At 70.9% G+C, this 20,221-nt stretch carries 20 protein-coding genes; 13 read left to right on the plus strand and 7 right to left on the minus strand.

Annotated elements, in window-relative coordinates:
• Nucleotides 1–58 precede the first annotated feature (58 nt).
• The 3 genes from ABD893_RS06065 (at nt 59) to ABD893_RS06075 (ending at nt 3,752) form a co-directional block, all read left to right on the plus strand.
• Nucleotides 59–1,813 carry a dynamin family protein gene (locus ABD893_RS06065; RefSeq protein WP_345076868.1) on the plus strand — a complete coding sequence of 585 codons (1,755 nt, stop codon included), beginning with the start codon at nt 59–61 and terminating at the stop codon, nt 1,811–1,813.
• On the plus strand, nt 1,810–3,510 hold the full coding sequence (locus ABD893_RS06070) for a GTPase family protein (protein ID WP_345076871.1): 1,701 nt from the start codon (nt 1,810–1,812) through the stop codon (nt 3,508–3,510). Before ABD893_RS06065 ends, ABD893_RS06070 begins: the two co-directional genes overlap by 4 nt.
• A gap of 143 nt (nt 3,511–3,653) precedes the next feature.
• On the plus strand, nt 3,654–3,752 hold the full coding sequence (locus tag ABD893_RS06075) for a 30S ribosomal protein bS22 (RefSeq protein ID WP_074712200.1): 99 nt from the start codon (nt 3,654–3,656) through the stop codon (nt 3,750–3,752).
• Nucleotides 3,753–3,932: 180 nt separating this feature from the next.
• Here ABD893_RS06075 and ABD893_RS06080 read toward each other — a convergent pair whose 3' ends face one another.
• Both ABD893_RS06080 and ABD893_RS06085 read right to left on the minus strand, forming a co-directional pair.
• The gene (locus ABD893_RS06080; protein WP_345076875.1) at nt 3,933–4,238 is read right to left on the minus strand and encodes a glutaredoxin family protein; all 306 of its coding nucleotides are present in this window, start codon (nt 4,236–4,238) and stop codon (nt 3,933–3,935) included.
• A 136-nt stretch (nt 4,239–4,374) separates the two neighbouring features.
• A complete protein-coding gene (locus tag ABD893_RS06085; RefSeq protein ID WP_345076879.1) occupies nt 4,375–4,905 on the minus strand; it encodes a YceI family protein in 531 nt (176 codons plus the stop codon).
• Between the two features lie 125 nt (nt 4,906–5,030).
• Here ABD893_RS06085 and ABD893_RS06090 point away from each other — a divergent pair, with 125 nt between their 5' ends.
• The 6 genes from ABD893_RS06090 to ccsB all read left to right on the plus strand — a co-directional run bounded on the left by ABD893_RS06090 (nt 5,031) and on the right by ccsB (nt 10,566).
• A complete protein-coding gene (locus ABD893_RS06090; RefSeq protein WP_345076882.1) occupies nt 5,031–5,579 on the plus strand; it encodes a MarR family winged helix-turn-helix transcriptional regulator in 549 nt (182 codons plus the stop codon).
• 77 nt (nt 5,580–5,656) lie between these two features.
• Nucleotides 5,657–6,304, plus strand: a complete 648-nt coding sequence (locus ABD893_RS06095) for a histidine phosphatase family protein (protein WP_345076885.1) — start codon at nt 5,657–5,659, stop codon at nt 6,302–6,304.
• 8 nt (nt 6,305–6,312) lie between these two features.
• Nucleotides 6,313–6,915: a TlpA family protein disulfide reductase gene (locus ABD893_RS06100; RefSeq protein ID WP_345076887.1), complete on the plus strand. Its 603-nt coding sequence runs from the start codon at nt 6,313–6,315 to the stop codon at nt 6,913–6,915.
• Nucleotides 6,912–7,718: a cytochrome c biogenesis CcdA family protein gene (locus tag ABD893_RS06105; RefSeq protein ID WP_345076890.1), complete on the plus strand. Its 807-nt coding sequence runs from the start codon at nt 6,912–6,914 to the stop codon at nt 7,716–7,718. Before ABD893_RS06100 ends, ABD893_RS06105 begins: the two co-directional genes overlap by 4 nt.
• The gene (gene resB / locus ABD893_RS06110) at nt 7,718–9,487 is read left to right on the plus strand and encodes a cytochrome c biogenesis protein ResB (protein ID WP_345076893.1); all 1,770 of its coding nucleotides are present in this window, start codon (nt 7,718–7,720) and stop codon (nt 9,485–9,487) included. The genes ABD893_RS06105 and resB overlap by 1 nt, the downstream gene beginning before the upstream one ends.
• Nucleotides 9,484–10,566, plus strand: a complete 1,083-nt coding sequence (ccsB, locus tag ABD893_RS06115; RefSeq protein WP_345076896.1) for a c-type cytochrome biogenesis protein CcsB — start codon at nt 9,484–9,486, stop codon at nt 10,564–10,566. Before resB ends, ccsB begins: the two co-directional genes overlap by 4 nt.
• Before the next feature lie 84 nt (nt 10,567–10,650).
• On the opposite strand, the gene ABD893_RS06120 is transcribed toward ccsB, so the two are convergent.
• Nucleotides 10,651–10,977, minus strand: coding sequence for a PLD nuclease N-terminal domain-containing protein (locus ABD893_RS06120; protein ID WP_345076899.1), 327 nt, complete (start codon nt 10,975–10,977; stop codon nt 10,651–10,653).
• Between the two features lie 125 nt (nt 10,978–11,102).
• Between ABD893_RS06120 and ABD893_RS06125 the strand changes: the two genes are divergently transcribed.
• Nucleotides 11,103–11,543, plus strand: a complete 441-nt coding sequence (locus ABD893_RS06125) for a DUF4229 domain-containing protein (protein ID WP_345076902.1) — start codon at nt 11,103–11,105, stop codon at nt 11,541–11,543.
• Here ABD893_RS06125 and ABD893_RS06130 read toward each other — a convergent pair.
• From ABD893_RS06130 to ABD893_RS06145, 4 genes are all read right to left on the minus strand, one after another.
• Nucleotides 11,524–12,420: a 1,4-dihydroxy-2-naphthoate polyprenyltransferase gene (locus ABD893_RS06130; protein WP_345077742.1), complete on the minus strand. Its 897-nt coding sequence runs from the start codon at nt 12,418–12,420 to the stop codon at nt 11,524–11,526. The two genes, ABD893_RS06125 and ABD893_RS06130, sit on opposite strands and share 20 nt — an antisense overlap.
• Nucleotides 12,421–12,780: 360 nt before the next feature.
• Nucleotides 12,781–14,244 (minus strand): AMP-binding protein, encoded by a 1,464-nt coding sequence (locus tag ABD893_RS06135; protein WP_425548349.1) that lies wholly within the window; start codon nt 14,242–14,244, stop codon nt 12,781–12,783.
• Between the two features lie 16 nt (nt 14,245–14,260).
• Nucleotides 14,261–15,256 (minus strand): 1,4-dihydroxy-2-naphthoyl-CoA synthase, encoded by a 996-nt coding sequence (locus tag ABD893_RS06140; protein ID WP_345076905.1) that lies wholly within the window; start codon nt 15,254–15,256, stop codon nt 14,261–14,263.
• Complete coding sequence (locus tag ABD893_RS06145; protein ID WP_345076908.1) at nt 15,253–15,837, minus strand: GNAT family N-acetyltransferase; 585 nt, start codon at nt 15,835–15,837, stop codon at nt 15,253–15,255. The genes ABD893_RS06140 and ABD893_RS06145 overlap by 4 nt, the downstream gene beginning before the upstream one ends.
• 54 nt (nt 15,838–15,891) lie before the next feature.
• On the opposite strand from ABD893_RS06145, the gene ABD893_RS06150 reads away from it, so the two are divergent.
• The 3 genes from ABD893_RS06150 to ABD893_RS06160 all read left to right on the plus strand — a co-directional run bounded on the left by ABD893_RS06150 (nt 15,892) and on the right by ABD893_RS06160 (nt 20,189).
• Nucleotides 15,892–16,869, plus strand: a complete 978-nt coding sequence (locus tag ABD893_RS06150) for an o-succinylbenzoate synthase (protein WP_345076911.1) — start codon at nt 15,892–15,894, stop codon at nt 16,867–16,869.
• Between the two features lie 78 nt (nt 16,870–16,947).
• Nucleotides 16,948–18,759, plus strand: a complete 1,812-nt coding sequence (menD, locus tag ABD893_RS06155; protein ID WP_345076914.1) for a 2-succinyl-5-enolpyruvyl-6-hydroxy-3-cyclohexene-1-carboxylic-acid synthase — start codon at nt 16,948–16,950, stop codon at nt 18,757–18,759.
• A gap of 14 nt (nt 18,760–18,773) precedes the next feature.
• The gene (locus ABD893_RS06160) at nt 18,774–20,189 is read left to right on the plus strand and encodes a S1C family serine protease (RefSeq protein WP_345076917.1); all 1,416 of its coding nucleotides are present in this window, start codon (nt 18,774–18,776) and stop codon (nt 20,187–20,189) included.
• Nucleotides 20,190–20,221: the final 32 nt, after the last annotated feature.

Genomic DNA, 20,221 nt, shown 5'->3' on the forward strand with positions numbered 1-20,221 from the left:
GGCGAGAGCCTGCCACAATGACGCCGTCACCACTCGTGCCCAGACCCCAGGGGGATCGATGACGAACCGGACCACCGCCGTGCTCGACGCCTTCGCCGAGCATCTGCGCGGCCTCGAGCTCCCGCTGCCTGTCGAGGGTGTCGAGCAGGCCCGTGCCGCGACCGGGGCCGCCCGCTCCCAGCTCGGCGACCACGTCATCCCGCGCCTCGAGTCGCTCGATGCCCCGCTGCTGGTGGTCATCGGCGGCTCGACCGGTGCCGGCAAGTCCACTCTGGTCAATGCGCTGGTGGGGCATCCGGTGACCCGCTCCGGCGCGATCCGTCCCACCACCCGCCGCCCAGTGCTGCTGCATCATCCACAGGATGAGCCGTGGTTCACGGGGACCCGCATCCTGCCGGGGCTCGCCCGCGTCCACGCCGGCCAGCGACGCGATCCCGAGGCACCGGGCACCGGCGACACCACCGGTGACATCGATCCTGCGACCTCCCTCGAGCTCCGCGGGGAGGACCGGGTGCCGCAGGGCCTTGCACTGCTGGACGCCCCGGACATCGACTCCGTCGCCGTCGGAAACCGCGAGCTCGCCCGGCAGCTGCTGCGCGCCGCAGATCTGTGGCTGTTCGTCACCACCGCCAACCGCTACGCCGATGCTGTGCCGTGGGACGTGCTGCGCACCGCCGCCGAACGCGATGTCACCGTTGATGTGGTGATGAACCGGATCCCTCCGTGCGAGGGTGTCTCGGAGGAGCTCGCCGAGGATCTGCGCGGCATGCTCGAGCGCAGCGGCATCGAGGTGGATCGCCTGTTCCTGGTCCCCGAGGCCGACATCGACGAGGACGGCATGCTGCCGCCCGCAGTGATCGCCGCGCTGCATGAGCACCTCTCCACGCTCGCGGCCGACGGCGAGGCCCGCAGCCGCATCGCTCGCCGCACCCTCGCTGGCGCTCTCGACGGCCTGGCCCGCTCCGCCGGAACGATCGCCGAGCACGCCGCTGTGCAGGATGCCGCACGCCAGCAGCTGCGGGAGCAGGCGATCGCCTCCTTCTCCGGAGCGCGAGAGCGGATCGACGACGCCCTCGGGGACGGCTCGCTGCTGCGCGGCGAGGTGCTCGCCCGCTGGCAGGACGTGGTGGGCACCGGGGAGTTCTTCCGAGGCGTGGAGTCCCTGGTGACCAGAGCCCGCGACAGGATCGGCCAGATGCTCAGCGGGAAGCCCGCCCCGGCGGTCGCCGCCGAGCAGGCACTGGGGACCGGGCTCGTGCACGTCGTCATCGACGAGACCGCCCGCGGCGCGGAACGCGCCGAGAATGCCTGGCGCTCGTCCGCCGCGGGGCGTCACCTCGCCGAGGGCGAGGACCTCTCCCGCCTCCCGGAGGGCTACACCGAGGAGGTCTCGAGTGCGATCCGGGCCTGGCAGGGGGACGTGCTCGAGCTGGTCCGCGCCGAGGGCGCAGACCGCCGCACGAAAGCCCGGATGCTCTCGCTCGGCGTCAATGTCGTCGGCGTCGCGCTGATGGTCGTCGTGTTCGCGTCGACCGCCTTCATCCCCACCGGCCTCGAAGTCGGGGCGGGCGCGGCCACTGCCGTCGTCGGCCAGAAGCTGCTGGAGACGATCTTCGGCGACGAGGCCGTGCGCCGCATGGCCGCGGTCGCCCGCGAGCGCCTCACCTCGCGGCTGGACGCGCTGGTCGCAGGGCGCTCCGGGCCCTTCCTCGATCGACTCGACGCACTCGGAGAGGTGGGCACCGGCGAGCTGCTGGGCGCCGACGCCGAGGCCCTCACCCAGCTCGCCCGCGACATCCGGGAGGACGCATGAGCCCCTTGCTGACCCGCTCCGCGAAGGGCCCCGCCCCGCTGGCCGAGCGGATCGACGCCCTCGCACGCGCCCTCGACACTCTCGACGGGGTCGCCGCCGACGGACCGCTCGAGAACGTGCAGGAGCTGCTGGATCGCGTCGACCGGCGGCGTGCGCTCTCCGCTGAACACACCGTGATCGGGTTGTTCGGGGCCACCGGCTCAGGGAAGTCATCACTGGTCAATGCGCTGGTCGGGGTGGACATCTCGCGCGCTGCGGTACGCCGCCCCACCACCGCCAAGCCGGTCGCCGCCGTGCTCGGTGAGTCCGGCAGCGATGCGCTGCTGGACTGGCTCGAGGTCGAGGACCGCCATCATCTCGACGGCACCGACGCGGCGCTCGCCGCCAGCGCCACCCAGGCCCCCTCCGGCCGCCGCGCCCGTCGGGAGCAGGCCGCTGGCACCGCTGGTGCTCCCGGCATCGTGCTGCTCGATCTGCCCGATCTCGATTCGGTCGAGAGCGCCAATCGCGCGGTCGCCGAGCGGATGACGGGTCTGGTCGACGTGCTGGTGTGGGTCACCGACCCGCAGAAGTATGCCGATGCGGTGCTGCATCAGGAGTTCGTGCGTCCCTTCGCCGGCCATGACGCCGTCACCGTGCTGGTGCTCAACCAGATCGACCGGATCCGCGAGGGGGAGCGCGACGCCGTGCTCGCCTCTCTCGCGTCCCTCGCCCAGGCCGATGGGCTGGACCAGGCTCCGGTGTTCGCCACCTCCGCGAGCACCGGGCAAGGGGTCGACGAGCTGCGTGAGCATCTGCTCCACATCGCCCGCGGGCGAGAGGCGATCGCTTCCCGGCACCGCGCCGATGTGCGCCTCGCCGCCGAGGCGCTTCAGGACGCCGCTGACCCCGCCGGGCTGCCGGCGAGCTCGACTCCGGCAGAGATCGATGATCTGGTGGAAGATCTTGCGACGGCGGCCCGGGTCGAACCAGTGGCCCGCGCCGTCGGCGCCTCCTACCGCTATCGCGCGGCCGGGAGGGTGGGCTGGCCTCCGCTGCGCTGGCTGCGGGCCGCGCGGCCCGACCCGCTGCGCCGTCTCGGCATCGGCCGGGCACGGGATGGGGAGGGACTCGAACGCACGTCTCTGCCCGAGCCCGATGCTGCGGCCCGTGCCCGCGCCGCCGGTGGGGTGCGTCGCTTCGCCGATGCCGCCTCCGCGGGTGGCAGCGATCCCTGGCGTGCCGCAGTGAGGTCGGTGGCCCGCTCCCATGAGGACGAGCTGCCCGATGCGCTCGACCAGGCGGTCGCCGGCGCTGATCTGCAGGCGACGAAGACCTCGTGGTGGTGGCCGGTGCTCGACGTGCTCCAGTGGTTGGCGTTGCTCACCTGGGTGGTGGGGCTGGGCTGGCTCGGGCTGAATGCGCTGCTGGCATTCCTCGGCGTCCCGCCGCCCCCGATGCCGATGGTCGAGGAGCTCTGGATACCGATTCCGCTGCCCACGGTGCTGGTGGTGCTGGGGATCGCCGCGGGCATCCTGATCGGTGTAGCAGGGGGAGTGGTCGCCGCGCTGACCGCCACCTGGCATCGCCGCCGGGCGCGGCGCGTGCTCATGGCGCGCGTGCGAGAGGTCGCCCGCGAGCTCGTCGTCGACGGGGTCGACGCCGAGCTGGAGCTCGCTGCCTCAGCTGCGAGCGATCTCGCACTCGCCCGAGGCTGAGGATGCAGGGTCGTTGTGTAGAATTACTGGTCGACCGTGGCGTCGGGCCCGCACGAGGAGCTCCTCTGTGCAGTCTCCGCGGGCCGCGCATACCAGATCCGCTGCATCACCGCAGGCACTGACCTGCAGAACTGAGGTTCCCTATGGGTTCAGTCGTCAAGAAGCGACGCAAGCGCATGTCCAAGAAGAAGCACCGCAAGCAGCTTCGCAAGACGCGCCACCAGCGTCGTAACAAGAAGTGATTGCCGCACGGTGATCTCTGAGTGACGCATATCGGCCCCCGCCAGAAGGCGGGGGCCGATGCATGTCACAAGGCGTTCCAGTGCAGACGACGGGCGCGACGGACGCTCAGCCCAGTGGCGGCACGCCCGCACGAGCGGGGGGCTCTCCGCCGCGGCATGCCCGCATGAACCGGCGGGCGCTCAGGCCCGGCCGGTGAGGCGCCGCCACCAGGGCCGCTTGGCCAGCGCAGTACGGAGCTGACCGGCGTCGACCCGGTACTTCGCATGGACCTTCCCGTCCACGATGATGACCGGCACGTCGTAGTCCCAGTCCGCGCGCAGCTGGTCGTCAGCGTCGATGTCCCGCACCTCCACCGTGGAGCCGACGCGGTCCGCCTCGGCGAGCACCACCGGCAGCGCCTCCTCGCACAGGTGGCAGCCCTCGCGAGTGAGGTACAGGACGCGAGCGTCCGGATCGGTAGGGGAGGGGATGTGCGGTGAGGACATGGTCGAACCCTATCGAGGTCGGTGCGGGCGGGGTGATGCGGCGGCGGGCCAGCACCGGAACGAGGACGGGCCGCCCGCTCAGTGCGGACGGCCCGTCGGACTCAGGCGGCGCAGCGCGCCCGAGGAGCGGGGAGGCTCAGGCTGCTGCCGGAGCGGTGAACTCGGCTTCGATGAGGATCTTGACGTTGTCGCCGACCATCACGCCACCGGCCTCGAGGGCTGCGTTCCAGGTGAGGCCGAACTCCTTGCGGGAGATGGTGGTCTCGCCGGTGAAGCCCGCACGGTAGACGCCGAAGGGATCGGTGGCCGCGCCCTCGTAGGTGAAGTCCAGCTCGACCGGCTTGGTGATGTCGCGGATGGTGAGGTCGCCGACGAGCTTGTCGCCCTCGACCTTGGTGGAGACGAAGGTGATCTCCGGGAACTTCTCTGCATCGAAGAAGTCGCCGCTGCGCAGGTGGTTGTCGCGATCCGGCTGGGCGGTGTTGATCGAGGAGGTCTTCAGCGAGGTGGTGAAGGCGAGGTTCTCGCCGCCCTGGCCGACCTCGAGGGAGCCCTCGACGTCGTGGAACTGGCCGCGGGCCTTGGAGATGCCGGCGTGGCGCACGGTGAACGCTGCGGAGGTGTGGGCGGGATCGAGGGTCCAGGTGCCGGGGGTCAGATCGTTCATGGGGAGTCTCCTTGAGCTTGAATGGACACTGATGATCTGGAAGCGATCACCAGAAGCTTGCTTGAAATGTAAACTAATCTGGGGGAAGATGGCAAGCATCAGATCCCAGGACAGAGGAGAATGTGATGGACGACACGATATCGGGTGACGGGGTTCGGGTGTCCACTCCGGAGGAGCTGTGGCTGACTCCGCAGGAGCAGACGGCCTGGCGCACCTACCTCTACGCGACGACCCTGCTGAACGACCGCTTCAGCGAAGCACTGCAGGCGGACGCCGAGGTCGACCTGACCCTCGGCGAGTACGAGATCCTGGTGCGGCTGTCCGAGGCGGAGAGCAAGTTCCTGCGCATGTCCGAGCTGGCGGACAAGGTGGTCCACTCCCGCTCCCGCCTGACCCACACCATCACTCGCATGGAGAAGCGGGGACTCGTGGAGCGGGTGCGCTGCACGGACGATGGTCGCGGACGCCAGGCCCAGCTGACCGAAGCAGGAGAGCAGATGCTCGAGCGCGCGGCACCCACCCATGTGCGCTCCGTGCGCGAGCAGCTGCTGGATGTGATCGGTCATGACGACCTGCTCGAGCTGGGCCGCATCCTCGGCAAGACGCTCGATGCGGACGCCCCCATCGCCGTCGGATGTCCGGCACCTCACGACGGGCCCGTCTCTCCCCACTGATCCGGAGGTTCGATTGGTACCGTGAGGCGGCTCGGGCGTGAGCCCGCAGCACGACAGTGAAAGAGGATCTCCCACCCATGACCACCACCACGGTCCACCTCGTCCGTCATGGCGAGGTGCACAACCCCGAGCGCATCCTCTACGGCCGCCTGCCCGGGTACCGGCTCAGCGATCGTGGTGAGCAGATGGCAGGCCTCGTCGGCCAGCATCTCTCTGAGGCAGATATCGCGGTGGTCCGCTCCTCCCCGCTGCTGCGTGCCCAGCAGACCGCCTCCCCGATCGCCGCCCCGCACGGCCTGGAGATCACCACTGACCAGCGGCTCATCGAGTCCGGCAATCACTTCGAAGGCCATCGCATGGGTCACGGTGAAGCCAAGCTGAGCGATCCGCGCAACTGGCGCTGGTTCGCGAACCCCTTCCGCCCGTCCTGGGGCGAGCCCTACCGCGCGCAGGTGGCGCGGGTGGTCTCGGCCGTGCACGATGCGCGCGCCGCCGCCGAAGGCCGTGAAGCCGTGCTCGTGCTCCACCAGCTGCCGATCTGGGTGACCCGCCGCAGCGCCGAGGGCAAGCCTCTCTTCCATGATCCGCGCCACCGGCAGTGCGGGCTGTGCTCGGTCACCAGCCTCCGCTTCGTCGGCCCGCACCTCGCGGACGTGGGCTACGCCGAGCCCGCCGCCGCGCTGTATGCCGGGGCGGTCGACGCCACCGGAGGCAAGCTCACGTGAGCATCAGAATGTCATCGACGCGCGCCCCGCGCCTGTCCCGTCGCTCTCTGCTGGGGGCAGCCGGCGGAGCTTCCGCAGCGCTGCTGCTGGCCGCCTGCGGGACCGACACCGGCGACCGCTATGCCTCCGGTGATTCCGGATACGTCTCCGGCAACGGCGTGTCCACCGAGATCGCGCCGGCGGACCGCGGTGAGCCGCTCGAGTTCTCCGGCACCTCCTATGACGATGAGCAGATCGCCGCCGCCGATCGGCGCGGAGAGGTGCTGGTGCTGAACGTCTGGTACGCCTCCTGCCCTCCCTGCCGCAAGGAGGCGCCTGATCTCCAGGCGATCCATGAGGAGTACGCCGAGCAGGGCGTGGCCTTCCTGGGGGTCAACGTGCGCGATGCGGCCGGCCCCGCGCAGGCCTTCGAGGAGAGCTACGGAATCACCTACCCCTCGCTGCCCGACCCGGATGCCGAGATCATGTACTCGCTGCGCGGCCAGGTCGCACCCAACGCCGTGCCCTCCACCCTGGTGATCGACCGGGAAGGACGGGTCGCCGCACGCATCTCCGGCGCCGCTGATCCCTCGGTGCTGCGAGCGATGATCGATACGGTGGTCGCCGAATGATCCTCGCCGAAGTCGGATCTGCGTTCCAGGCCACCGCCTTGTCCGGCTCGCTGCTGCTGGCCGTGGCCGTGGCCGCCGCCGCGGGCCTGGTCGCCTTCCTCTCTCCCTGCGTGCTGCCGGTCGTGCCCGGATATCTGGGCTACGTCTCGGGGCTCGCCGGGCAGGGCGCGGTGGGGCCGGGCAAGGGCGCCGGCGCGAAGCGTGCCCGGCCACGGACCGGACGCATGCTCGCCGGCAGCGCACTGTTCGTCGCCGGCTTCGCCGTGGTGTTCATGGTCCTCGGCGGATTCGCCGGTGCACTGGGCTATCTGCTGCAGGAGTACAGCGTCTGGATCAACCGAGTCGCCGGCGCGATCGTGATCCTCATGGGCCTGCTGTTCATGGGAGTGTTCCCCGGCCTGTCCGCCACTCGGCCGGTCTCCTCGAAGCGCCCTGACGCCGGGCTGCTCGGCGCCCCGCTGATGGGGCTCATCTTCGGGCTCAGCTGGACCCCCTGCATCGGACCCACCTATGCGGCCATCGTCGCCCTCTCCCTCGACGGCGGAGGCGAGGGCGCTGCGCTGCGCGGCGCGGTGCTGGCGCTGGCCTACTCGCTGGGTCTGGGCATCCCCTTCGTCGTCTTCGCGCTGCTCTTCGAGCGGGCGCTGGGTCTGAGCAAGAAGCTCGCTGCCCACCGTCGCACCATCGGCCTGCTCTCCGGGGCGCTGCTGATCGCGATCGGGGTGCTGCTGATGACGGGCGTGTGGACGACCTGGATGAGCGGGCTGCAGGGCCTGATCGCGACCTTCGAGCCGGTGGTGTGATGAACGAGAAGACTCCCGACAGCGCCGCGGGGACTGACGTCCCCGTCGCCTCCGCTGCCGAAGGTTCCGCCACAGACGCCTCCGCCGCCGATGCCCCGGGAGCGAGCAGCTCCTGGAGCAGCAAGCCTGAGGTCGACGGCACCGCCCCGGTCACCATGCCGGGCCTCGGTCTGCGCGGCACTGCGCTGTTCCTCTGGCGCCAGCTGACCAGCATGCAGACCGCGCTGATCCTGCTGATGCTGCTGGCGGTCGCCGCGGTGCCCGGCTCCCTGTACCCGCAGCGCAGCGTGAACCCTGCGCTGACGGACCAGTTCCTCGAGGAGAACGGGAAGTGGGGGGAGTTCCTGGACACGCTGGGCTTCTTCGAGGTCTTCTCCTCTCCGTGGTTCTCCGCGATCTACCTGCTGCTGTTCATCTCGCTGATCGGGTGCATCGTGCCGCGCGTGGGCGTGCACCTGCGGCAGCTGCGCGCGAAGCCACCGCGCACCCCGTCGCGACTGAACCGGTTCGTCGGCCATACCCGGATCGAGCTGCCCGGAGCCGACGCCGACGCCCTGCTCGAGCAGGCGCACCGCGCGCTGCGCCGTTCTCGTTATCGCACCGAGGTGCGTGAGGAGAAGAGCTCCCGCTCGGTCAGCGCCGAGCGCGGCCTGCTGCGGGAAACCGGCAACCTGGCCTTCCACATCGCCCTGGTCGGGGTGCTGGTCTGCATCGCGGGCGGGCAGATGACCAGCTACCGAGGTCAGGTCACGGTGATCGAAGGCACCGGATTCTCGAACTCGCTCACCACCTACGACTCCTTCGAGTCCGGGGCCTGGTTCGACGACCAGAACATGCCGCCTTTCCATTTCACCCTCGATGACTTCCGCGCCACCTACGTCCAGCCCGGTGAATCGGGCAACGTCGGCGAGCCCCGCTCTTTCGAGGCGGATGTCCGGGTGACCACCCCCGGGGAGCCAGAGCATGCGAAGACCCTCCAGGTCAACAAGCCGCTGCACGTCGACGGCGCATCGATGTTCCTGCTGGGCAACGGCTACGCCCCCGAGGTCACGGTCACCGATCCCCAGGGCACCGTGGTCGCCGAGGGTCCGATCATCACCGTGCCGATGGGCGACACCGGCTACACCTCCCAGCTGGTGATCAAGGCCCCCGATGCCCAGCCCGAGCAGACCGCGGTGGTCGGATACTTCCTGCCCACCGGTACCATCGACGAGCAGGGCCCCCACTCGCTGTACCCGGATGCCCTGGATCCTCAGCTGGCGCTGACCGTCCACCAGGGTGACCTGGGCCTGGACTCCGGGATCCCGCAGAATGCCTATGAGGTCGACGTCACCACCCTCACCCCGGTCACAGGGGAGGACGGCAGTCCGGTGCTGCTCCGCCTCTACCCCGGCCAGGAGTTCGAGCTGCCCGATGGCACCACCGTCAGCTTCGACGGGCTGCGCCGATACGCAGCCTTCGACATCGCGCACAACCCCTTCGAGCGTTGGGTGCTGGTCAGCGCACTGGTCGCAGTGAGCGGACTGATCCTCTCGCTCTTCGTGCCCCGCCGTCGGGTGTGGGTGCGGGTGCGCAGCACGGCCGACGGCGCGGTGCTCGAGGTGGCAGGACTGGCCCGCAGCGATGACCCTGCATTGGAGGGAGACGTCCATGCTCTGGCATCGAAGCTCTCCACAGCGCAGGATGGACCTCTGCCCGGGAACACCAGCAGTGATGACGCACGGCTCCCGCGAGCCTCGAATGACTCCTCCGAAGGAAGTGCACAGTGATCAATGAGCAGCTCGCAGAGCTCTCGAACCTCGCGCTCGTGGTGGCGATCGTCCTCTACGTGCTCGCCCTGATCGGCTTCTCCGCCGATCTCGCGTCGACCTCGCAGCGTCGCAGCGATGCGCGCCTGGCAGCTCTGGACGAGCAGGAGGGGGCGCGCGTCCTGCAGGCCGCGACGGTCGCTTCCGGAGGAGGTGCCCCGATCGCCACGGACCACTCCGGCGGCGGAGTGGATGCCCCGGCCCCAGCCGTAGCGAACGATGCCACTGCGGTGCCCGCGCCCGGTGCCATGACGGCGCAGAAGTTCGCGTTCATCCTCTCCCTCGCCGCGACGGTGCTGCACGTGCTCGGAGTGCTGGCCCGTGCCATCGCCACCCAGCGCGTGCCCTGGGCGAACATGTACGAGTTCGCGACCACCAGCTCCGCCCTGGTGATGGTCGCCTTCCTGGTGTTCAGCATCAAGCGCACCGAGCTGCGGGCGCTGGGCACCTTCGTGGTCGGCCCGGTGCTGCTCCTGCTGCTGCTCGCCCAGACGTTCTGGATCGTTCCCGCTGCAGCGCTCACCCCGAGCCTCCAGAACTCGCACTGGCTGATCATCCACATCGGCGTCGCGATCATCGCCACCGCACTGTCTATCCTCGGCGCCGTGGTGGCATCCTTGCAGCTGCTGCAGGGCCGCCACGAGCAGGCCCTCGCGGAGAAGACCGCCGCTGGGGAGGATCTGCCCGAGCATTGGGGCCGCGCCGGGCACGTGCTGGATCGACTGCCCTCCTCGAAGGTGCTGGAGTCGCTGAGCTTCCGCATCCATTCGATCGCCTTCGTGTGCTGGACCTTCACCCTGATGTTCGGCGCGATCTGGGCCCGTGAGGCGTGGGGACGCTTCTGGGGCTGGGACCCGAAGGAGGTGTGGACCTTCATCATCTGGGTGATCTATGCGGCCTATCTGCATGCCCGGGCCACGGGCGGCTTCCGCGGCAGCCGTGCTGCGGGCCTGGCCCTGGCAGGCTTCGTGGCCGTGGTGTTCAACTACACCATCGTCAACACGGTGATCAACGGCCTGCACTCCTACTCGGGTCTCTGAGCAGGCGCAGCGGCAGACAGCACGCGGCCCGGGACGGAATCTTCCGTCTCGGGCCGTTGTTCGTCCTCGGTGCTGCTGCGGTGCTCAGGACTCAGTCTCATCCTGGTCGCGCTGCTTCTGCTCGCGACGCTCTCGACGGATGTCCTCGTCGAGCCGTCGCAGGAAGTCGGGATCCTCGTCAGGGGCCGTCGGGCCCTTGCGCCGCGGCTGCGTCTCGCCGCCGCCGCCGAAGGTGCGCTCACGGCCCACGAACAGCCAGGTGATCGGACCCACCCAGGGGATCAGCACGATCAGTACGATCCACGCCCATTTCGGCAGCCCGCGGATCTTGTCGTCCCCGGTCTGCACGCAGTCGGCGAGCGCGAAGACGGTCAGGGCGATGGAGAGAACTGCAATGATTCCGCGGGCCATGACCGAAGTCTAGGCAACGCACCTGATCGCCGGGTGGGGGCACCAGATCCGGCAGCCTGGGTCCGGGCCTGCGAGCGCGTCCCGGCTTGAGAACTACCTCCAGGCAGGGGAACTACTCTGGACCCATGCGTCATTTCCTCCTCTACGCCGTCATCCGCCTGGGCCTGTGGGCCGTGATCTGGTGGGCGCTGACCCTGCTCGGGGTCGGGGTGGCGCTGGCAGGGGTGCTGGCGGCGCTGATCGCGATGCTGATCTCGATCCTGTTCCTCGAGCGGCTGCGGAACGCCGCCGCGATGCGCTGGAAGGCTGCGGACGAGCGCCGTGCTGAGCGACGGGGCGCCGACGTCGACGAGGACGCCGAGTATGAAGACGCCCTGCTCGACAGCGAGGCCGAGCACGACGCTGCGGGATCCGGTGCTGCCGGGGACAGCGCAGCTGATGACAGCGCGGCCGATGACGGCGAGCAGCCTGCTGCGGGTCCGGCTCGGCTGCCGGACGTCGAGGAGCCGGGTCAGGGGCTGCCCGGTCCCGATGGGCCGGGCCAGGTCAGAAGATCAGACCGATGAGCAGCAGCAGCGAGTAGACCAGCTCGAGTCGGCCGGTTGCTCCGAGCACCGGGATCAGGTCGCGTCCTCGTGCTCCGCCCAGGACGGTGCGCGCCGGACCGATCGCGAGCGGCAGCGCGAGCAGCACCAGGGCTGCCGGCCACTGCACGATGATCACCGGAACCATCAGCACGAAGGGCACCAGCAACGTCGCCGTGTACAGCCCGCGGGTTCCCCGCTGTCCGAGCCGCACCGCAAGGGTCCGCTTGCCGGCCACCTCGTCGGTGGGGATGTCCCGCAGGTTGTTGGTGAGCATGAGTGCGACGGCGAGCAGCCCGATCGCGACGGAGGCGAGCAGCGCCACCCAGGTGGGCTGCTGGGTGATCGCGTAGGCGGTGCCGTTGACGGCGACCAGCCCGAAGAACACGAACACGAACAGCTCCCCGAGGCCCAGATAGCCGTAGGGCTTCTTCCCCCCGGTGTAGAACCAGGCGGCAGCGATCGCGGCGGCTCCTACGACCAGGGCCCACCAGATCTGTGCCAGTGCGATCAATGCCAGCCCGAACAGGCCACCGAGGGCCAGTGCGAAGATCGCGGCGCGCTTCACGGTGGCGGGGGCGGCCGCGCCGGAGCCGGTCAGGCGGAAGGGGCCCACTCGGTCGTCGTCCGTGCCGCGGATCCCGTCGGAGTAGTCATTGGCGTAGTTCACGCCGATCTGCAGGGAGAAGGAGACGGCGAGGGCGAGCAGCGCGCGGGGGATCACGAGCGACCAGTCCACGTCCCCGTGCAGGTTCTGCATCTGCCAGACGGCGGCGCCGGTGCCCGCGGCGACCGGGGCCAGTGCGGCGGGGAGGGTGCGGGGTCGGGCGCCCTGCACCCACTGGGACAGGCTGGCCATCATGCTCCTCGAAGACGCGGGGGAAGAATGCTGGCCGCCTCACGACGGCCTCCACGAGAATACGCCGCAGCCAGAACTCAGGACCCTCCCCAGCACCGAATCACACCCCACCCGCCACTCCACCCTCATACTTCAGCCTCGCACTCCACCCTCACCCTCACCCCCACCCGCGCACCCCACCTTGCGCTCGGCCTCGACCCCAGCCCGCCAGCGGGGCAAAGCTGGGCGATAGATGCCCGGGATCCCCCCACTTTGCCCCGCTGGCGGCGGGAACGCGGGATGGGGGTGACGTGATGGGGCGCGGGATGGGGGAAGGGATCGGGTGAGGGGCGGGAGCGCGGAGTGGTGCGAGGGGCAGGGTCAGGGGGCGGGGTGAGCGGTGGCGTGGCGGCGGGCGGCGGTGCGGTCCACCTTGCCGATTCCCAGCAGCGGCAGCGCCTCCACGACGTGCACCCGTTTGGGGATCATGTGGGCGGGCACCTCGGAGGTTCGCAGCGCCGAGCGCACGAGAGAGGTGGCCTCTGCTGGATCGATTCCCGGCTCGATGGTCACCAGAGCTTCGATGCGCTGGCCCCACTCCGGATCCGGGACACCCACCACCACGCTTGCGCGCACCATCCCGCGGAGCATCAGCGAGCGGTCGATGGCACGCTCGACGTCCTGCGGCAGGACCTTGCGGCCACCGGTGTTGATCACATCGTCGGCCCGGCCCAGCACGGTCAGCGCGCCGTCGGAGGCGAGCTCGGCGAGGTCCGAGGTGAGGAACGCCCGCAGCGCTCCCGCACGTTCGCCTGCCTCCTCGCGAACAGCCGATTCGCCGGGAACTCTCGCCTCCCCAGGAACCCTCGCCTCCGCACGTTCGCCCGCCTCCGTGCCGGTACCAGCCCCGGTACCCGCGCCTGTGGTGAAGGGAGTCGTGTCCACCCCGCCGTCGGCGGTGAGATAGCCGAGCGCGAGGGTCGGGGAGGAGATCTCGAGCCGTCCGGCCCCGGCGGCATCGGGGTCTATGAGGCGCAGCTGCACGCCGGGCAGCGGTGCACGGTCGTAGACGCAGCCCCCGGCGGTCTCCGAGGAGCCATAGGTGGTGCGCACCGCGATATTCTGGGCGCGGGACCGGGCGAGGACGTCGGCGCTGGTCGCAGCGCCGCCCACGAGCACAGCGGCGAAGCGCTTGAGCAGGGAGCGGGCGCGGACGTCGGCCCCGGACGTGCCGGTGACGATCCGGCTCAGCTGCGTGGGCACGAGCGAGGTGAAGGCGGGCAGACCGAGCCGCTCCGCCTGTGCAAGAGCGGGCCCGGCGAGCGCCACGAACGCCGCCGCATCGAAATGACCGCGCAGATCCGGCAGCGGATCAGGCAGCGCGGGCCCGTCCAGGCCCAGCACCTGGCCGGTGCGGTGGGCGCGGGCGAGGACCTGCACCCCGGCGATGTGAGTGGGCGGCAGGAGCGGGAGCCAGAAGCCGTGGCCCTGGGTGTCCGGGGCGGTGCCGTCGGCCGCAAAGAGCTGCGCAGTCGCGTCCTGCGAGGCCAGCAGCGCCTCTCGGGTCTGGGCGACAGCCTTGGCGATGCCGGTTGAGCCGGAGGTGGGGACCACCAGTGCGGTGTCCTGGAAGCTGGCCGGAAGCTGCGAAGGCGGAGCGAAGGGGCCCAGCCACAGCCGGGCGCGCCCGGCCATCACCTCGCCGATCGCCTCGACGTGGGCGGTGAGCGAGGCGGCGGAGGCATCGTAGACGGCCGGGACCAGCCAGGGCCGCGCCTCGGCCGATGACGGTCGGGCGGGAGCGGAGCCGTTCATCTCGACCCCGCTCATCTCGACCTTGCTCATCTCAACGCCGCTCATCTCAACCCTGCGGGTGCGGGAAGCGCGACCAGTCGGGGTCGCGCTTCTCGAGGAAGGCGTCGCGACCCTCGGCGGCCTCGTCGGTCATATAGGCCAGGCGCGTCGCCTCTCCAGCGAAGACCTGCTGGCCCATCAGCCCGTCATCGGCGAGGTTGAAGGCGAACTTCAGCATCCGGATCGCCTGCGGGGACTTGGTGGCGATGGTCGCCGCCATCTCCAGAGCCACGTTCTCGATCTCCGCGTGATCGACGACGCGGTTCACCGCGCCCCAGTCGTAGGCGTCCTGGGCGGAGTACTCCTCGGCGAGGAAGAAGATCTCCCGGGCGCGCTTCTGCCCCACCTGCTTGGCGAGATAGGCGGAGCCGTAGCCGCCGTCGAAGGAGCCGACGTTCGCATCGGTCTGCTTGAACCGGGCGTGCTCGCGCGAGGCGATCGACAGGTCCGAGACCACGTGCAGGGAATGGCCACCGCCGGCGGCCCAGCCGTTGACCAGCGAGATCACCACCTTGCCCATGGTGCGCATCAGGCGCTGCACCTCGAGGATGTGGAGCCGCCCGGAAGAGCCGGTGCGCACCTGCGCGGTCTCGCCGTATGCCTCGTCCTCGGAGTACTCGTAGCCGGCCCGCCCGCGGATCCGTTGGTCGCCGCCCGAGCAGTAGGAGTGGCCGCCGTCCTTGGGGGAGGGGCCGTTGCCGGTGAGCAGGATGACGCCCACGCCGGTGTCCAGGCGGGCGTGGTCCATCGCGCGGTAGAGCTCGTCGACCGTCTGCGGGCGGAAGGCGTTGCGCACCTCGGGGCGGTCGAAAGCGATCCGCACCGTGGGCAGGTCCCGCTCGGTGCGCTCGCCGTCCGCGGATTCGATCCGCTGAACCGCACGGTGATAGGTGAGGTCCGTGAATGCGGGCCCGCCGTGCTCGCTCGCGGGCACCTCCCGCCACAGGTGCGGATCGAAGGTGTCGGAGACCCGACGGGGCAGCGGGGCAGGCGGGGTGGTCATGGATGCCAGGGTAGTCCGGCCACCGTCGGTCGCGGATCAGCGACGAGCCGCCCATAGGTCAGCACGTCGAGGCGTTCGCCATCGATGAGGAACTTCCCCCGCTCGGTGCCCTCGTGCACGAAACCCGCCGCGCGAGCCACAGTGCCCGACGCAGGATTGTTCGCGCGGTGGCCGAGCTCGAGGCGCTCCAGCCCCCAGCCTCCATCGGCCGACGGGGTCAGTGCATGATCAGCGACCGTCGCCGCCGCACGGGCAGCCAGCCCCTGTCCGCGATGCGCGGCATGGAGCCAGTAGAAGAACCAGCCGGCGCGGTTCTCCTCGTCGATGCTGATCGTGACCAGGCCGACGAGGGTATTCGCCCCGTCGACGATCGCGATGGCCCGGCGATGCTTCTCCCGCAGCCATGCCAGCTGCTCGTTCGCCTGGTCGAGAGTGGTCACGGTGCCCTGGCGCGCCATATCCGGCGCGGAGCGAAAGGCGTCCAGGAGCGCAGGCGCATCGGCCTCCCTCACGGGGCGCAGTCGGTGGTCGTTCACCGCCGCCGGGGAGCGCGACGAAGGCGGGGAGAAGAGGGAGAGCATCGCGCCATCCTGCCCGCTTGGCCTGGGCGCCGCCAGCTCATTACCCTTGCGGCCATGCGTATCCCCTCCGCCGTGCGCGAGCGCGGTATCGACCGTGTCCACGCGTGGTCGATCCCCATGACCACCCGCTTCCGAGGCATCACCGAGCGTGACGGCCTGCTGCTGCACGGGCCGGCCGGCTGGTCTGAGTTCTCCCCCTTCTGGGACTACGACGCGGAGGAGTCCGCCGCCTGGCTGCGCGCCGCGCTCGCCGATGCCACCGCGCAGCGCCCTGCGCCGCTGCGCGAGCAGATCGAGGTCAACGCGACCATCCCGGTGGTGCCGGCGGTGGTGGCCCACCGCATCGCGACCATCGGCGGGGCGCGTACGGCGAAGGTCAAGGTCGCCGATCCAGGAACCAGCCTTGCCGAGGATGCGGAGCGGCTCGAGGCGGTGCGGGACGCGATGGGCCCCGCCGCCCGGCTGCGGATCGATGCCAACGCCGCCTGGACCCTCGAGGAGGCCCTCGCCGCTCTGCCCATGCTGGATCGCGCCGCCGGCGGCCTCGAGTACGCCGAGCAGCCCTGTGCGGAGCTGGAGGACCTCGCCGCACTGCGCCGCGCGCTCGACATCCCCATCGCGGCGGATGAGTCCGTGCGCCGCGCCGAGGACCCGCTGCTCGTTGCCCGCGCTGAGGCCGCTGACCTGCTGGTGATGAAGGTCCAGCCGCTCGGAGGGGTGCAGCGCTGCCTGGAGCTGGCCGAGCAGGCGGGGCTGCCGGTGGTGGTCTCCTCTGCCCTCGAGAGCAGCGTGGGGCTCAGCGCCGGCCTCGCCCTCGCCGCCGCGCTGCCCGAGCTGCCGTACGCCTGCGGCCTCGCCACCGCCACGCTGCTCACCGGCGATCTCGTCGACGCGCCGCTCCGGGCGGCGCACGGCGTCCTGCCGGTGAGCCGTCCGGAGCCCGCGCCCGAGCTGCTGGAGCGCCACGCCGCAGGCGCAGAGCTCACCGACCACTGGGAGCAGCGGCTCGAGGCCTGCGCCGCGCAGCTCTGATCGGGCCCCGGCCCTGCTCTGCCCTGCAGTGCGCTCTGCTCCGCCCAGAGCCTGCGCCGCGCGCACTACGCTGGCGGGGTGCTCGAGCGAACCTCTCTGACCTCCCCGCCGGCGTGGATCCACGCCCCTCTGCCTACCGGCTCCGGGGCGGTCGACCAGTCCGTGGCGCTCTGGAGCGCGCTGGCCGCGCTCGGCGTGCGCGATGCGGTGCTCGCCCCTGGCTCCCGCTCGGCCCCGCTGGTCTACGCCCTCGCCGCGGAGGAGAACGCGACACGGATCCGCGCCCATGTACGGATCGACGAGCGAGCGGCGGCGTTCACCGCGCTCGGGCTGAGCCGTCAGGATCCCGCGCATCCGGCGGCGGTGGTGACCACCTCGGGCACCGCCACCGCCCATCTCTACGCCGCCGTGATGGAGGCCCATCACTCCCGGATCCCGCTGCTGGTGCTTACCGCGGACCGCCCCGCCGAGCTGCGGGAGGTGGGTGCGAACCAGACCACCCGGCAGGCCGGGATGTTCCGCTCCCTGGTGCGTCTGGCCGTGGATCTGCCGGCACCGACCGCCGAGGAGGCGAGCCCCGTCGAGCTGCGCACCGTCGTCTCCACCGCCGCGCGAGCACTGGCCGCAGCGACCGCGGAGCATCCGGGCCCGGTGCATCTGAACCTCTCCTTCCGCGATCCGCTGGTGCCCCGCCCCCAGGCAGAACAGCCGCAGCCCGACCACCCGCACGCCAACTACCCGCAGCCCGACCACCTGCCGCCCGGCGGCACTGTCCGGAGCGACGCGGTCTCCGACCTCGAGTCCGCGCCCTCCCGCCCGCGGATCGTGCTCACCCACCGTGCACGGCCTGCGCCACCCACCGCGGAGCAGGTGCCGGTCGACGACCGCACAGTGGTCATCGCGGGGGACGGCGCAGGCCCCGCGGCCGCGGAGTTCGCTGCCCGGCACGTGCTGCCGCTTCTGGCCGAGCCGAGCTCCGGTGCACTCGGCGGAGCGACCCTGGTGCCCCGCTATCCCGCGCTGCTGCGCCAGGTGATGGCAGATCCGGAGCATCCGCTGCGGCCGCAGCGGGCGATCGTGTTCGGTCATCCCACGCTCTCCCGCCCCGTCGTCGGTGCCCTGCTCGGGGCCGAGGACGTCGAGGTGATCGTGGTGGATCCCCACCTGGACTGGCCCGACGTCGCCCGCAGAGCGCGGCTCGTGGTCCCCGCCGCCGAGGGGCAGGACACGCTCCCCGTGGACGAGGAGCGGCGCACAGACCAGCTGACGGCCTGGGGTGAGGCGGCCGACGGCGCTGCCGCCGCTCTGCCCCGGACCTGGCAGCTGCACGCCGCGCTCGCCGTCTGGGAGGCGTCCGCTCCGGGCGACGTCCTGGTGCTCGGCTCCTCGAGCCTGGTGCGCGACCTCGAGCAGCATGCCGGTCCGAACGCGGCCCGGATCATCGCGAATCGAGGGCTGGCGGGCATCGACGGCACCACCGCCATGGCCGGGGGCATCGCCCTGGCCCTCCACCCCCGCAGCGCCCACCACTCCCCGGACGCACCCGGACGCGTGCGGGCACTGGTCGGCGACCTCACGGCCCTCCACGACCTCACCGGGCTGATCATCGGCCCGGAGGAAGAGACCCCGGAGCTCGATCTGATCGTGGTCGACGACGGCGGCGGCCGGATCTTCTCCGGCCTCGAGCACGCCGCCGCTCCGCCTGCGCTGCTGCGACGCTTCTTCACCACCCCGCACGGAGTCGACATCACCTCTGCGGCCTCGGCGCTCGGAGCAGCAGCGCAGCAGGTCACTCCTCAGACCCTCCCGGCCGCCCTCGCCGAGCCGGCTCGCGGCCTGCGCGTGCTGGTCGTCCAGGAGACGCCCAGCGGCATCCCGAGGAACTCTTGAACAGAGATGCTGAGATGGACCCCATGAAGGACGAGCACACACCGTACGAGGACGACTACTTCTCTGCTTCGCGGCAACCCTGGCAGTGGGAGCCGCCGGCGCCGGAGCATCGAGACGGCCAGGACCTCTTCCCGTCGGCCCCGACCCCGGGACTGGCCCCGAACTCGAACTCGACCCCGGGACTGGCCCCGAACTCGAACTCGACCCCGGGACCGGGCCCGAACTCGGCCCCGCCCTCTGGACCTGCACCTGCACCTGCAGTTGCACCTGCACTTGCTCCTGATCCCGCTGCCGGATCGGCTCCCGCCCCGTCGCGCCGCGGACCGGGCTGGGGTGGGGTGACCGGACTGGTCGCGCTGGGGATGCTGCTCTCGAGCGGGGCCACCCTCGGGGGAGTGGTCGCCTACGACCAGCTCGTCGAGTCCGATCCCGCCCCCACCGTGCAGGAGGCCCCCGCGTCGAGCACGGAGGCCCGCCCCGCCGCGGTCACCAGTGGTGAGGACGTCGACTGGGCGGCGATCGCCGATCAGGTCGGGCCCAGCGCGGTGGCGATACAGGTCTCCACCGGCAGCGGCACCAGCCAGGGCACCGGCGTGATCCTCGACGAGCAGGGCGCGATCCTCACCAACAACCATGTGGTCGGCGGCGCGCAGGGCGTGGAGGTCACCATGAGCGATGGGCTCAGCTATCCGGCCTCGGTCGTCGGCACGGATGCCACCACCGATCTCGCGGTGATCCGCCTGGACTCCCCGCCGAAGGATCTCCAGCCTGCCACTTTCGCTGACTCCACGACGGTCGAGGTAGGGCAGCCGGTGATGGCGCTCGGCACCCCGCTGGGCCTGCAGAACACAGTCACCACCGGCATCATCTCGGCGCTGGATCGTCCGGTCACTGCCTCCGGGGAGGAGGCCGATGGGTCCGACACCACCTACTCCTCCGCGATCCAGACCGACGCGGCGATCAACCCCGGCAACTCCGGCGGCCCGCTGGTCGATGCCGCCGGCCAGGTGATCGGGATCAACACCGCGATCGCCGGGATCCCGAACGCCTCCGGTCAGGCCGGCAGCATCGGGCTGGGCTTCGCGATCCCCTCGAACACGGCCGCGATGATCGCCGAGCAGCTCCAGGAGGATGGCACAGCAGAACATGCCTTCCTCGGCGTGACCAGCAAAGATGGCTCGTCCTCGGACGGTGGGGCCACCCACCGCGGGGCGGACGTGGTCAGCATCGAGCCGCAGAGCCCCGCCGCCGAGGCCGATCTGCAGGAGGGCGACCTCCTCATCGGAGTCGACGACATCCCGGTCGGCGGTGCCGCGGCGCTCACCGGCGTGGTGCGCGGGCTCGAGATCGGAACGACCCACCAGTTCGAGGTGGTGCGGGACGGGGCCGTGCAGACGATCGACGTCACCCTCGGGGTGCGCCCCTCCTGATCCAGGAGCCCCGGGGCTCAGGGGGCTCTGGG

The organism is Brachybacterium paraconglomeratum, from assembly GCF_039541415.1.
GTDB lineage: Bacteria > Actinomycetota > Actinomycetes > Actinomycetales > Dermabacteraceae > Brachybacterium > Brachybacterium paraconglomeratum_A.